Annotated in this window: 9 protein-coding genes; 5 read left to right on the forward strand and 4 right to left on the reverse strand. The window is 67.7% G+C overall.

What is annotated here, in order from left to right:
* The first annotated feature begins 3 nt into the window (after nucleotides 1-3).
* Together uvrB and IMT31_RS00980 are read left to right on the forward strand one after the other, a co-directional pair.
* The gene (gene uvrB, locus IMT31_RS00975; RefSeq protein WP_345361532.1) at nucleotides 4-2,181 is read left to right on the forward strand and encodes an excinuclease ABC subunit UvrB; all 2,178 of its coding nucleotides are present in this window, start codon (nucleotides 4-6) and stop codon (nucleotides 2,179-2,181) included.
* Between the two features lie 206 nt (nucleotides 2,182-2,387).
* Nucleotides 2,388-3,647: a TerC family protein gene (locus IMT31_RS00980; RefSeq protein ID WP_413543465.1), complete on the forward strand. Its 1,260-nt coding sequence runs from the start codon at nucleotides 2,388-2,390 to the stop codon at nucleotides 3,645-3,647.
* 78 nt (nucleotides 3,648-3,725) lie between these two features.
* On the opposite strand, the gene IMT31_RS00985 is transcribed toward IMT31_RS00980, so the two are convergent.
* The 3 genes from IMT31_RS00985 to IMT31_RS00995 are packed head-to-tail and all read right to left on the reverse strand — an operon-like array spanning nucleotide 3,726 to nucleotide 8,420.
* Nucleotides 3,726-5,171 (reverse strand): alpha/beta fold hydrolase, encoded by a 1,446-nt coding sequence (locus tag IMT31_RS00985; protein ID WP_413543466.1) that lies wholly within the window; start codon nucleotides 5,169-5,171, stop codon nucleotides 3,726-3,728.
* Between the two features lies 1 nt (nucleotide 5,172).
* The gene (locus IMT31_RS00990; protein ID WP_413543467.1) at nucleotides 5,173-5,769 is read right to left on the reverse strand and encodes an N-acetyltransferase family protein; all 597 of its coding nucleotides are present in this window, start codon (nucleotides 5,767-5,769) and stop codon (nucleotides 5,173-5,175) included.
* Complete coding sequence (locus IMT31_RS00995; RefSeq protein ID WP_413543468.1) at nucleotides 5,766-8,420, reverse strand: DEAD/DEAH box helicase; 2,655 nt, start codon at nucleotides 8,418-8,420, stop codon at nucleotides 5,766-5,768. The genes IMT31_RS00990 and IMT31_RS00995 overlap by 4 nt, the downstream gene beginning before the upstream one ends.
* 44 nt (nucleotides 8,421-8,464) lie before the next feature.
* Here IMT31_RS00995 and IMT31_RS01000 point away from each other — a divergent pair, with 44 nt between their 5' ends.
* Entirely contained in the window at nucleotides 8,465-9,307 is an 843-nt protein-coding gene (locus IMT31_RS01000) for a methyltransferase domain-containing protein (protein ID WP_413543469.1), read from the forward strand.
* 38 nt (nucleotides 9,308-9,345) lie between these two features.
* On the opposite strand, the gene IMT31_RS01005 is transcribed toward IMT31_RS01000, so the two are convergent.
* On the reverse strand, nucleotides 9,346-10,026 hold the full coding sequence (locus tag IMT31_RS01005) for an MBL fold metallo-hydrolase (protein ID WP_413543470.1): 681 nt from the start codon (nucleotides 10,024-10,026) through the stop codon (nucleotides 9,346-9,348).
* A 190-nt stretch (nucleotides 10,027-10,216) separates the two neighbouring features.
* Here IMT31_RS01005 and IMT31_RS01010 point away from each other — a divergent pair, with 190 nt between their 5' ends.
* Both IMT31_RS01010 and uvrA read left to right on the forward strand, forming a co-directional pair.
* Nucleotides 10,217-10,672, forward strand: a complete 456-nt coding sequence (locus IMT31_RS01010) for a GntR family transcriptional regulator (RefSeq protein ID WP_345361512.1) — start codon at nucleotides 10,217-10,219, stop codon at nucleotides 10,670-10,672.
* A gap of 189 nt (nucleotides 10,673-10,861) precedes the next feature.
* Nucleotides 10,862-13,741, forward strand: a complete 2,880-nt coding sequence (uvrA, locus tag IMT31_RS01015) for an excinuclease ABC subunit UvrA (RefSeq protein ID WP_413544346.1) — start codon at nucleotides 10,862-10,864, stop codon at nucleotides 13,739-13,741.
* Nucleotides 13,742-13,794: the final 53 nt, after the last annotated feature.

Below are 13,794 nucleotides of genomic sequence, written 5' to 3' on the forward strand. Positions count from 1 at the left end.
CCCATGAGTCTGGCACAGAAGATCAACCGGCAGGTCGCCCCGTTCGAGGTCATCTCGGAGTACCAGCCCTCGGGCGACCAGCCGAAGGCGATCGCCGAACTCACCGAGCGGGTGCAGGCGGGGGAGAAGGACGTGGTCCTGCTGGGCGCCACCGGCACCGGCAAGTCGGCGACCACTGCATGGCTCGTGGAGAAGCTCCAGCGCCCCACGCTGATCATGGTCCAGAACAAGACCCTCGCGGCCCAGCTGGCCAACGAATTCCGGGAGCTGCTCCCGAACAACGCGGTCGAGTACTTCGTCTCCTACTACGACTACTACCAGCCGGAGGCCTACGTACCGCAGTCGGACACCTTCATCGAGAAGGACTCCTCCATCAACGAGGAGGTCGAGCGGCTGCGCCACTCGGCCACGAACGCCCTGCTGACCCGGCGGGACGTGGTGGTGGTGGCCACCGTCTCCTGCATCTACGGCCTCGGAACCCCCGAGGAGTACATCGAGCAGATGGTCACCCTGCGCCGCGGCGAGGAACTGGACCGGGACACCCTGCTGCGCCAGTTCGTGGCCATGCAGTACGTCCGCAATGACCAGGACTTCCACCGGGGCACCTTCCGGGTGCGTGGTGACACCGTGGAGATCATCCCGATGTACGAGGAACTGGCCATCCGGATCGAGTTCTTCGGGGACGAGGTCGAGTCCATCCAGACGCTGCACCCCCTCACCGGGCATGTGGTCCGCGAGGAGGAGGAGATGTACATCTTCCCGGCCTCCCACTATGTGGCCGGGGACGAGCGCATGCACCGGGCCATCGGCACCATCGAGGACGAGCTGCGGGACCGTCTGCAGGAGTTCGAGTCCCAGAACAAGCTGCTCGAGGCCCAGCGGCTGCGGATGCGCACCACCTATGACCTCGAGATGATGCAGGAGATGGGGTACTGCAACGGCATCGAGAACTACTCCCGACACATCGACGGCCGCGAGGGCGGCTCGGCACCGCACTGCCTGATCGACTACTTCCCGGACGATTTCCTGCTCGTGGTGGATGAGTCGCATGTGACGATCCCGCAGATCGGGGCCATGTACGAGGGGGACATGTCCCGCAAGCGGACCCTGGTGGAGCACGGATTCCGCCTACCCTCTGCCATGGACAACCGCCCTCTGAAGTGGGACGAGTTCCTAGAGCGGATCGGCCAGACGGTGTACCTCTCCGCGACGCCCGGCAAGTACGAGCTGGGCCAGGCGGACGGCGTGGTGGAGCAGATCATCCGGCCCACCGGTCTCGTGGACCCGGAACTCGTGGTGAAGCCCACGAAGGGTCAGATCGACGACCTGCTCGAGGAGATCCGGGTGCGGTCCGCGCGGGACGAACGGGTGCTGGTCACCACCCTGACCAAGCGGATGGCGGAGGACCTCACGGAGTACCTCCTGGAACACGGGGTCAAGGTGGAGTACCTGCACTCTGACGTGGACACCCTCCGGCGCGTCGAGCTCCTGCGCGAACTGCGCCGCGGCACCTTCGATGTGCTGGTGGGCATCAACCTGCTGCGCGAGGGCCTGGACCTGCCGGAGGTCTCCCTCGTCTCCATCCTGGACGCGGACAAGGAGGGATTCCTGCGCTCGGCGACCTCCCTCATCCAGACCATCGGCCGTGCCGCCCGCAACGTGGACGGCCAGGTGCACATGTATGCGGACCGCATCACGGACTCCATGCGGTTTGCCATCGATGAGACGAACCGCCGCCGCGAGGTGCAGGAGGCGTACAACACCGAGCACGGGATCGATCCGACGCCCCTGCGCAAGCGGATCGCGGACATCACCGACCAGCTGGCCCAGGAGGATGCGGACTCCGCAGACTTCCTCGCCGGGATGGGCGGCATCAAGTCCGGCTTCGAGTACGGCAAGGGCAAGCGCGGCTACAACGCCACCATCACGGACGAGCAGCGGGCAGCAGCGGCCGCCGGTGACGGTGCAGCCCAGGGGCACGACGACGGTTCGGGCGCCTCCGGTGCGCCGGACTTCGCCAAGCTGCCGGCCAAGGACCTCTCGGACCTCATCGAGCAGATGAGTGCGCAGATGCACCAGGCCGCCGTCGACCTGCAGTTCGAACTGGCCGCACGCATCCGTGACGAGGTGGCGGACCTGAAGAAGGAGCTGCGGCAGATGAAGCGGGAGGGGCACGCCTGAGAGGTGCGATCCTGAACAGCTGTGAGACCTTCGCGGTACACTGGGGCACGGCGTAGGGGAGTATCCCTAACACTGCGGACGTCAACACGCGGACCACCCGGGCGGTGCACCAAGCATCCCGAAGGGCCCGCCGGACGCAGTGGCCTGCTGGTGACAGCGGGCGGAGAGACTTGCGGCACACACCCATCTGAACGGAAAGTGACTGCATGGAAATCAATGCGCTGACCTGGATCATCACCATTGCGGTGATCATCGGGCTCCTGGCCTTCGACTACTTCTTCCACGTGCGGAAAGCGCACATCCCCACGATCAGGGAAGCGGCCATCTGGTCCGCGATCTACGTGGGCATCGCCCTGGTGTTCGGGCTGGTGTTCTTCCTCTTCGGGGACACCCAGCACGCCGTGGAGTACTACGCCGGCTACGTCACCGAGAAGGCGCTGAGCGTCGACAATCTCTTCGTCTTCCTGATCATCATGGCGTCTTTCAAGGTGCCCCGCGAGTACCAGCAGAAGGTCCTCCTCTTCGGCATCACCTTCGCCCTGATCTCCCGGACGCTCTTCATCCTGCTCGGTGCCGTCGTCATCTCGGCCTGGTCGGACGTGTTCTACCTCTTCGGCCTCTTCCTGTTGCTGCTCGCGGGTCAACAGCTGAAGGGTGAGATCACCGGGTCCGACGACCACAAGGACGAGTCGGACAACGTCATGGTCCGGCTGGCCAAGCGTGTACTGCCGGCCTCGGAGAAGTACGACGGCGACCGTCTGTTCACCTGGCAGAACGGCAAGCGGATGATGACGCCGATGCTGCTGGTGATGGTGGCCATCGGGGCCACCGACATCCTGTTCGCCTTCGACTCCATCCCGGCCATCTACGGCCTCACTCAGGAGCCGTACATCGTCTTCACCGCCACGGCATTCTCCCTGATGGGCCTGCGCCAGCTCTACTTCCTCATCGACGGCCTGCTGGACCGCCTGGTGTACCTCACCTACGGACTCTCCGCGATCCTGGGCCTCATCGGCGTCAAGCTGATCCTGCACGCCCTGCACGAGAACAACCTGCCCTTCATCAACGGTGGCGAGAACGTGCCCGTCCAGGAGATCCCCACTGGCCTGTCCCTGCTCCTCATTGTGGTCATCCTCGCCATCACGGTGGTGGCCTCGCTGTTGAGCCCCAAGGGCAAGGCCCTCATCGCGCTGCAGAACGCCGAGAAGTTCTCGTACCGCTACACCGTGCTGGACGAGTCGGCACCGGCCGAGGAGCGCCGCGAGGCCGCACAGAAGATGGACCGCTGGACGCAGGCGGCAGAGGACCTGTCGCCGAAGTGGCGCGCGGAGCTCCTTGACCACAAGGACAAGTATTCTCGGGTCATCCGCACCGCCCACGAGACCCGACTCGCCAGCGCCCAGTCCGTGGGCCAGGACGCTCCGGTGTCCCAGAGGATCGTGGACCAGGACGGCCCCACCGTCTGATCCCGCTCGCTCATGCGGCCCGTCCCACCCCTCTGGTGGGGCGGGCCTCTGCCTGTGGTGAAGAGATCCTCGGCCGAATCAGTCGGCCGGGTCCCCGCTCATCTCCCCGCTCATCCCGAGCAGCCGCCGGAGTATGGCCGCGCCGTCGTCGCCGAGACCGTCGTGGTGGTACTCGTCGGTCTCCCAGACCTGCAGCCCGGCCACGCGGGAGGCGGTCTGCCGGGAGAGGTCCCGGTCCACGTACACGTCATGGGTGTACACGGCGGCCGCCACCGGGACGGTGTTCGCGGCCAGCTGCTCCAGGTCATAGAGCGGACCCCAGTCCGTGCGCCGGGCGAGCGACTCGGTCACCTCCGCCAACGGTGTCAGCGTCGGATCGAGCTGGGCATACCAGTCGAAGACCATCTCGCCGGTGAGAAGGGGTGTGTGGCTGCGGTCGGGGTCGAAGTCCGCCAAACCTGGGGAGTTCTCCAGGAGGCGCTGTGCGGCCCACGCCGTCGCCGTGCTGCCCGTGACCGGGCTCGTGGCGCCCCACTCGTCCGGCTGGGCGTAGATGGATTCGTGCATCACGAGGTAGAGGGGGTTGGCCGCCCGGCTGACCTGCTGGAAGAGGCCGTGCAGGAACGAGTCGGACAGTTGCGGCCCGTCCGGCGCCTGAACGAACGCCTCCTGCAGCAGATAGTGCAACTGGTCCATCCGGGTGTTGCCGCCCAGATACATCCCCAGCATCTGTACGCGGCCCACCGTGACCGGCGATCCGTCCGGCAACCGGGCATCGCCGGCCCGTGCCGCCGCGTAGATGCGGCGGAGCACCTCGCGGTCCTGCGGGTACCCCGTGAAGTACTCCTCGTTGCGCGCCCGCATGCGCTCGAAGGTGGCCCGGTAGACCTGTTCGGCGTGCCCGGTCAGGGGCGCTAGTCCGCCGGTGATCATGGCCCGGGCCAGGCCCTCCGGGTGCCACGAGAGGTAGCTCAGAGCGCAGAATCCACCGAAGCTCTGGCCCAGGACCGTCCAGGGGCCGGCACCCAGAGCCAACCTGACCAGCTCGGCGTCCTGCACGATCGACGGCGCCCGGAAGTGCACCAGGTACTCCGCCTGGTCTTCGGGGGAGCCCACGGCAGGCAGGGACTGACGGGTCACCGGAGTGGACAGTCCCGTGCCGCGCTGGTCCAGCATGAGGATCCGGAAATGGCGTGCGGCCTCCTTCATCCAGCCGCCGAGCCGAGCCTGCCGCACGCCCTTTCCTCCGGGCCCACCCTGCAGGAAGAGCAGCCACGGAAGCTCGTGCGGTGTCCCCTCGGCCTCTGCCGCCGTGCTGGAGCGGTACTCGCGGGCGTAGACGGTGATCGGCTCGTCCTCGGGACGGGCGTGGTCCAGCGGCACCGTGAACCAGTGGTCGGTGATCCGGGTGCCGTCCAACAACATCGAGTCTGCTCCGGCACGGTGGACGGCCGCCTGAGCACGCACGACGTCGGCCGGGTCGGCAAAGCCGCGCGGGTCGCCGGGGACGGTGGTCCGCTCCATCTCAGTCCCCGGCCCTGGAGTCGCCGGCGTCACCCTCGGCCGTTCCGCCGGTCCCGACAGTCCCGGCAGCACCGTCAGCCCCGACAGCCATGGCGGCGGTGCGCAACGCCGACCCGTCCAGCCGCTGGGTGGTCCACTCGTCCATGGGCACGGCACCGAGGGACCGGTAGAAGCCGATCGAGGGCTCGTTCCAGTCCAGGACGGTCCACTCCATCCTGGCGTAGCCCCGGCCGACGGCGAGAGCGGCCAGGTGCAGCAGCAGGGATCTGCCGTGTCCACGGCCCCGCGCCGAGGGATCCACATACAGGTCCTCCAGCCAGATCCCGTGGGTGCCCTCCCACGTGGAGTAGTTGAGGAACCACAGGGCCATGCCGATCACCGTGCCCTCGTCCTCGGCCACGTGGCAGAACACCGCGGGATGCTCCCCGAAGAGGTGCCGAGTGAGGGATTCCTCAGTGTTCCTGACCGCGTCCGGTTCCCTCTCATAGACCGCAAGGTCGCGGATGAGACGGAGGATGTGGGGGACGTCCTCCGGCCGGGCCGGGCGGATGGTTCCTGGAGTACTGGTCATGCCGGTCATGTTGGTCATGCCGGTCATACCGTCCACCCCGGCTCAGGCGTGCCCACGGACACCACGTGGATCACGGGGTGCGCCACCTCGTCCGAGGCGTCCAGGTCCACCACCGCGTTGATGCCCCAGTCCAGGTTGCCCTCGGGATCCACGAGGACCTGCCGAACCGTCCACCAACGGGAGCCGGAGATGCCGGCCGGGGCGCCGCCGTCGGGCCCCGGCCGGGGAGTGGTGTCCACGCGGAAGTACTGCGGTCCGCGGCCGGCCGGGCCGTCGTCGATGTCCTCGTAGTCGCCGAAGTATCCGTCCAGGGCCTCCGCCCAGTCGTCGGCGTTGAACGAGTCGCCGGCCTCCTTCCCGAGCTCGGCGAGGGCGGCCTCCTGTTCATCTCCGAACAGGCGCACCCGGCGGAACAGGGCGTTGCGGACCATCACGGTGAAGACGGGCCGGTTGGCGGTCAGCCGTGGCGGCTCTGGGGGCGCCAGCTGCTCGTGGTCCTTCCTGAGTTCCTCCACGTCCCCGGCCACCAGGTCCTCCCACTCCTCGATGAGGGAGGAGTCGGTCTGCTTCACGATCTCCGCCAGCCAGGCCAGCAGCACGTCCAGCTCCTCGTCCCGGCTGTCCTGGGGGATGGTCTGCCGCAGTGCCTTGACCGCGTCCGTCAGGTAGCGCAACAGCACCCCCTCGGAGCGCGAGAGCCCATAGAAGTTCACGTAGTCGCTGAACCCCATGGCCCGCTCGAACATGTCCCGGACCACGGACTTCGGGGTCAGCTCGAAGTCGTTCAGCCAGGGCGCGGTGGTCCGGTAGGTCTCGAACTGCTGCTCGAGCAGCTCTGCCAGGGGCATCGGATAGGTCACCTCGTCGAGGGCGTTCATCCGGTCCGTGTAGTCCATGCCCTCGGCCTTCATGGCCGCCACGGCCTCCCCGCGGGCCTTCTTGACCTGGGCGGAGAGCACCTGGCGCGGGGGTTCGAGGGTGGCCTCCACGATCGAGACCAGGTCCAGGGCGTAGCCCGGGTCCGCGGGGTCAAGGAGCTCGAAGGCCGCGAGGGCGAAGGGGGAGAGGGGCTGGTTCAGGGCGAAGTTCGCCTGCAGGTCCACCGTCAGGTCCACCGTGCGGCCTTCAGCGTCCGGCTCCGGCAGCTTCTCCACCACCCCCGTGGCCAGCAGCTCGCGGAAGATGCCCAGGGCGCGGCGCATGTGGGCCGCCTGCTTGGCGGGACTCTCGTGGCTGTTCCTCAGCATCCGGCGCACGGCGATCACCGGATCGCCCGGTCGGTCCAGGATGTTCAACAGCATGGAGTGGCTGATGCGCATCTGGCTGGTCATGGGCTCCGGATCGGCCGCGATCAGCTTCTCGAACGTGGCCCGGCCCCAGGAGACGAAGCCCTTCGGCGGCGTCTTCTTCGGGGAGGACTTGGTGGACTGCTTCATCCGCTTGCTGCGCTCGGCCTCGTCCTTGATGCCAGCGAACCTGGCGGCCGCCTTCTGCTGCGCCTTGGCGTTCTCGATGACATGCTCGGGGGCCTGGACCACCACGAGCCCGGCCGTGTCATAGCCGGCCCTGCCGGCCCTGCCGGCGATCTGGTGGAACTCTCGGGCGTGCAGGATGCGGGTGCGCTGACCGTCGTACTTGCTCAGGGCCGTGATCAACACCGTCCGGATGGGCACATTGATGCCCACGCCGAGGGTGTCCGTGCCGCAGATGACCTTCAGCAGACCGTCCTGGGCCAGTCGTTCCACGAGCCGCCGGTACTTCGGCAGCATGCCCGCGTGGTGCACGCCGATCCCCGAGCGCACCAGCCGGTTGAGGGTCTTCCCGAAGCCGGCGGAGAATTTGAATCCGGCGATCCGCTCGGCGATGGCGTCCTTCTCCTCGCGGCTGGCCACCGACACCGAGGACAGCGCCTGAGCCCGCTCCACGGCGTCGAGCTGGGAGAAGTGCACCACGTACACCGGAGCCTGCCGGGTCTCGACGAGCTCGGCCACCTTGTCCTGCACATGGTCCTCGGACCACTCGAAGGACAGGGGGATCGGCCGTTCCGCGTGGGCCACGGTCACGGCCTTCCGCCCCGTGCGCTGAGTCAGGTCCTCCTCGAAGCGCGTGGTGTCCCCGAGGGTGGCACTCATCAGCAGGAACTGGGCCTGCGGCAGCTCGAGCAGGGGAAGCTGCCACGCCCAGCCGCGCTGCGGGTCGGCGTAGAAGTGGAACTCGTCCATGACCACCGCGCCCACGTCCAGGCCTGAACCCTCCCGAAGGGCCTGGTTGGCGAGGATCTCGGCCGTGCAGCAGATGATCGGTGCATCCCCGTTGACCGAGGAGTCGCCGGTGACCATACCCACCTTGTCAGCCCCGAAGATCTCCACCAGGGCGAAGAACTTCTCGGAGACCAGGGCCTTGATCGGCGCCGTGTAGTACGTGCGTTGTCCAGTGGAGAGCGCGTGGAAGTGGGCGGCCACGGCCACCAGCGACTTCCCCGAACCGGTGGGGGTGGCCAGGATCACGTGGTGGCCCTGTGCGAGTTCCATGACGGCCTCGTCCTGGGCCGGGTACAGGCTCACGCCTCGGGACCGGGTCCAGTCCACGAACCCGTCGTACACGTCATCGGGGGAGCGGCGGTCCACGTCGTCCGCGGCAGCGGGGTGGGCAGCGGGAATCAGGTCCGAGAGGAACATGACGTCCAGCCTACGTCGCCATCCTGACGCGCTAGCGTGGAGGTATGCAGGACTTCACCTGGGATCCCCAGCAGTACACCGTCTTCGCCGATCGGCGGGCCCGTCCCTTCCGTGATCTCACGGCTCGGGTCCGTGCCGCGGACCCGAAGGTGGTGGTGGACCTGGGGTGTGGACCGGGGAATATGACGCGCACCCTCGCCGAGCGCTGGCCACGGTCGCGGGTCATCGGCCTGGACTCCTCGGCGGACATGGTCGAGACCGCCCGGCAGATGGCGGCCGAGTCCGGCCCGGACAACCTCAGCTTCGAGCAGGTGGATGCCCAGAGCTGGCAACCGGACGCCGAGGTGGACGTGGTGGTCTCCAATGCGATGCTGCAGTGGATCCCGGACCACCGGAAGCTCGTGGCCGGCTGGCTCGACGCCCTGCGGCCGGGGGCGTGGTTCGCCGTCCAAGTGCCCGGCAACTTCGCGGCCCCCTCCCACGCCACCATCGCGGAGATGTCCCGGCGGCCCGAGTTCACCGAGGCCCTCCACGGCGTGTTGGAGCGGGAATCGGTCTACACCACCCACGAGTACCTGGAGACCCTCATCACCGCCGGCTTCGAGGCGGACGTCTGGGAGACCACCTACAGTCAGCCCCTGGCCGGCAATGACCCGGTCTACGACTGGGTGCGGGGCGCCGCCCTGCGGCCCTCACTGCAGCGCCTCGAGGTGGCTGACCGCCGGGACGGCACCAACCTGCAGGAGCGTTACATCGAGGAGTACCGGCGCATCATGCGGGAGTCCTATCAGACCTACGTCACGCCGGAGGGCGTGCGGCTGACGGACTACCCGTTCCGGCGGATCTTCATGGTCGGTGTCAAGAGCGACCTCTCGCCCAGCATCTGAGGCCTCAGCAGTCGGCCAGCCCCAGCCGCCGGCCCGTCTCACCAGCCTCGGGCACGCCATTCCTCGAGGTGGGGGCGCTCCGCACCGAGCGTGGTGGCGTCGCCATGGCCAGGGTGCACCGTGAGGTCGTCCGGGTACACCTCGAACAGGCGCTTGACCACGTCCGTGTAGAGCGAGGCGAACCGATCCGGGTCCTGCTGGGTGTTCCCCACGCCTCCGGGGAACAGGCTGTCACCAGAGAAGCACAGCGGCGGACCGTCCTCGGGTTCGTAGACGAGGGCCACGGAGCCGGGGGTGTGGCCGCGAAGCCCGACGACGGCCAGCGAGATCCCGTCGAAGGTCGCCGTGTCCCCGTGGTCGAGCAGCACCTTGGCGGCCACGCCGGTCTCCGCCTCGATGGCCTCGGCGTCCTGGGCTCCGGCGGCGGTCGGGACGCCGGTGGCGTCCACCACCTCCGCCAGCGCGCGGATGTGGTCCCAATGCTGGTGGGTGGTGATGATCACCGCCAGTTTCAGCTCGCAGGGCGTGTCCTCACCGGCGGAGTCCAGCAACTCCCGCACCGCGGTCGCATCATCGGCCGCGTCGATCAGCACCTGTGTCCCGGACGTCTTCGAGGTGATGACGTACACGTTGTTCGCCATCTCGGAGACGGTTCGCTGGCGGACGGTCACCCGGGGCAGATCGTGCAGCAACCGGATGGGGGAGGTGGATGAAGGCATGGGCCATAGTCTAAGGACGTTGACCGCCACCGGGGCAAGCCCAACCCCGCCGTCAAGGACCGGTCAGCGCGGTGGTGGATCAGTGGTAGATCAGTGGTAGATCAGCTGCAGAGCGGCGGCAGGACAGTGATTCGGATAGGGTGACGAGACGGCAACTCATCGGGGACACACCAGACACGGGGGACGCGTCGTGGCAGATCAGGGTGGACAGGACGGAGCACCGAACCGTCCAGAGGTCTCAAAGGCCACGGCACCGGCCACCGTGCGTCCCGTTCCCGGGTGGCTGGTCACCGCGTTGGGCGTCAAGCCCGGCTCCACCGTCCCCCCATACGAACAGGTGCGGACCGGACTGTTGGACCTCATCCACCGCAATCGGCTTCCCGTCGGCAGCAAGCTGCCCACCGTCCGAGCCCTGGCTGCGGCCCTGGGGGTCTCGGCGAACACCGTGGCCCGGGCCTACAAGGAACTGGAACAGGCCTCCGTGGTGACCGCCCGGCCACGGTTGGGGACCGTGGTGGCCCAGGGCGGCGACTCCGCCGAGTCCCAGCTGGCCGCTGCGGCCGCGGCCTATGCCGAGGTGGCGCACACCCTTGGCTTCACCCGGCGCGAGGCCACCCGACAGCTGGAGGCCGTGTTCCCCGCCTGAGCGCCCCCTCGTCGAGTCACGCTGGGTGTTTCGCCGGGAGTTTCGCTCAGGGCCGACGGTTCGAAGAGGTGTTCGAAGCCCGTCTGTCATACAGTGGATTCCGTGCCGAAATCCCTCACCTCCCCTGAGTCCGCCCCTGGCCTCGCCGCCGGTCCGGCGTCGGGCCCTCATCGCCACGATCCCGATCGGATCGTTGTCAAGGGCGCCCGCGAACACAACCTGAAGAACGTGGACCTGGACATTCCGCGGGATTCCCTCGTGGTGTTCACGGGCCTGTCCGGCTCGGGGAAGTCCTCCCTCGCCTTCGACACGATCTTCGCGGAGGGTCAGCGCCGCTACGTGGAGTCACTGTCCTCCTACGCACGCATGTTCCTCGGCCGCGTGGACAAGCCCTCCGTGGACTTCATCGAGGGCCTGTCCCCGGCGGTCTCGATCGATCAGAAGTCCACGAACCGGAACCCCCGGTCCACGGTGGGCACCATCACCGAGGTCTACGACTACATGCGCCTGCTCTGGGCGCGCGTCGGCATCCCGCACTGCCCCGAGTGCGGTGAACCCGCCAGCAAACAGTCGCCGCAACAGATCGTGGACCAACTCGGCGAGCTGCCCGCGAAGACCAGGTTCCAGGTCCTCGCCCCGGTGGCCCGGGGTCGCAAGGGTGAGTTCGTGGACGTCTTCGCCAACCTCGCCACGCAGGGCTACTCACGCGCCATCGTGGACGGAGAGCTGATCCAGCTCTCCGACCCGCCGAAGCTGAAGAAGCAGGTCAAGCACACCATCGCCGTGGTGGTGGACCGGCTCGCCATGAAGGACGGGATCCGTCAGCGTCTCACGGACTCGGTGGAGACGGCACTGAACCTGGCGGACGGCCTCGTGGTGGTGGACTTCGTGGACGTGGACGCCACCGTGGACCCGGACAAGGCCAATGCCGGGGAATGGGACGCCTTTGACGCGGAGGGGAATCCGAAGTTCCGCTCCTTCTCGGAAAAGCTGTCCTGCCCGAACGGTCATCAACTCTCCATCGACGAGATCGAGCCGCGCTCGTTCTCCTTCAACAACCCCTTCGGCGCCTGCACGGTCTGCACGGGCATCGGGACGAAGTTGGAGGTGGACGAGGACCTCGTGGTCCCGGACCAGGACAAGTCGCTGTCCGAGGGGGCCATCGCCCCATGGTCGCTCGGAAAGTCCACCTCGGAGTACTGGAACCGATTGCTCTCCGGGCTGGCGGGCGAGGTCGGGTTCAGCATGGACACCCCCTGGGTGGACCTGCCGGCGGCGGCGCGGAAGGCGGTGCTGCACGGCAAGGACTTCAAGGTCGAGGTCTCGTACCGGAACCGCTTCGGCCGGGAACGCCGCTACACCACCGGCTTCGAGGGGGTCATCGACTACATCCACCGCAAGCACCTCGAGACGGAGTCGGACCACGCGCGGGACCGCTACGAGTCCTACATGCGCCAGATCCCGTGTGCCGCCTGCAACGGCACCCGGCTCAACCCCACTTCGCTGTCCGTCACCGTGGGCGGCAAGTCCATCGCCGAGGCCTCCGTGCTGCCCATGCAGGACGCCATCGACTTCTTCGCTGGGCTCACACTCTCGGAGCGGGAGGAGCAGATCGCGGACCAGGTGCTCAAGGAGATCCTGGCCCGGCTCCAGTTCATGCTGGACGTCGGTCTCAACTACCTGAATCTGGAACGCCCGGCCGGGACCCTGTCCGGCGGGGAGGCCCAGCGCATCCGGTTGGCCACCCAGATCGGCTCCGGCCTGGTGGGTGTGTTGTACGTCCTGGACGAGCCCTCCATCGGCCTGCATCAGCGGGACAACCGCCGGCTCATCGAGACGCTCGTGCGCCTGCGGGACCTGGGGAACACGCTGATCGTGGTGGAGCATGACGAGGACACCATCGCCGAGGCGGACTGGATCGTGGACATCGGCCCCCGCGCCGGAGAGCACGGCGGGGAGATCGTGCACTCCGGGTCTCTGGAGGGTCTCAAGGCCAACACCCGGTCCCTGACCGGTGACTACCTCGCCGGACGACGGGAGATCGTCCTGCCCCCGAAACGCCGTCCGGTGGACCCCCAGCGGACGGTCACGGTGGTCGGGGCCCGGGAGAACAACCTGCAGGACGTGAGCGCCGAGTTCCCGCTGGGCATCCTCACCGCGGTCACGGGTGTCTCGGGTTCCGGCAAGTCCACCCTCGTCAACGAGATCCTGTACAAGGTGCTGGCCAACCAGCTCAACCACGCCAAGAACGTGCCCGGCCGGCACAAGCGGGTCAACGGCCTGGAGCACCTGGACAAGGTCGTCCACGTGGACCAGAGCCCGATCGGGCGGACTCCGCGCTCCAACCCGGCCACCTACACGGGGGTCTTCGACACCATCCGCAAGTTGTTCGCGGACACCCAGGAGGCCAAGGTCCGCGGCTACCAGCCCGGCCGGTTCTCCTTCAACATCAAGGGTGGCCGGTGCGAGTCCTGCTCCGGCGACGGGACCCTGAAGATCGAGATGAACTTCCTGCCGGACGTCTATGTCCCCTGCGAGGTGTGCCACGGGGCGCGCTACAACCGGGAGACGCTCGAGGTGCACTACAAGGGCAAGAACATCGCCGAGGTCCTGCAGATGCCGATCGAGGAGGCCGCCGGCTTCTTCTCCGCGTACACCAAGATCTCCCGGTACCTGGACACCCTCGTGGACGTGGGCCTCGGCTACGTCAAGCTGGGTCAGCCCGCCACGACCCTCTCCGGCGGTGAGGCGCAGCGCGTGAAGCTCGCGGCCGAGCTGCAGAAGCGTTCGAACGGGCGCACCATCTATGTGCTGGACGAGCCGACCACCGGGCTGCACTTCGAGGACATCCGCAAACTGCTCGGCGTCCTGCAGTCCCTCGTGGACAAGGGCAACACGGTCATCACCATCGAGCACAACCTGGATGTCATCAAGTCGGCCGACCACGTGATCGATCTGGGGCCCGAGGGCGGCTCTGGCGGCGGGAGCATCGTGGCGACCGGCACCCCGGAGGAGGTGGCGCGCGTGGAGGCCAGCCACACCGGGCGGTTCCTCGCCACCATCCTGTGATCGGCGCAGCACCGGGGGACGGGGGTCGGGAGAGCGGAGTCCAGCAGGACACC

The organism is Citricoccus nitrophenolicus (assembly GCF_047305825.1).
GTDB lineage: Bacteria > Actinomycetota > Actinomycetes > Actinomycetales > Micrococcaceae > Citricoccus > Citricoccus nitrophenolicus.

Excerpts from the sequence above, each read along its gene's own strand:
- uvrB (WP_345361532.1), top strand. The coding sequence starts at position 4 with ATGAGTCTGGCACAGAAGATCAACCGGCAGGTCGCCCCGTTCGAGGTC.
- IMT31_RS00980 (WP_413543465.1), top strand. The coding sequence starts at position 2,388 with ATGGAAATCAATGCGCTGACCTGGATCATCACCATTGCGGTGATCATC.
- IMT31_RS00985 (WP_413543466.1), bottom strand. The coding sequence starts at position 5,171 with ATGGAGCGGACCACCGTCCCCGGCGACCCGCGCGGCTTTGCCGACCCG.
- IMT31_RS00990 (WP_413543467.1), bottom strand. The coding sequence starts at position 5,769 with ATGACCGGCATGACCAACATGACCGGCATGACCAGTACTCCAGGAACC.
- IMT31_RS00995 (WP_413543468.1), bottom strand. The coding sequence starts at position 8,420 with ATGTTCCTCTCGGACCTGATTCCCGCTGCCCACCCCGCTGCCGCGGAC.
- IMT31_RS01000 (WP_413543469.1), top strand. The coding sequence starts at position 8,465 with ATGCAGGACTTCACCTGGGATCCCCAGCAGTACACCGTCTTCGCCGAT.
- IMT31_RS01005 (WP_413543470.1), bottom strand. The coding sequence starts at position 10,026 with ATGCCTTCATCCACCTCCCCCATCCGGTTGCTGCACGATCTGCCCCGG.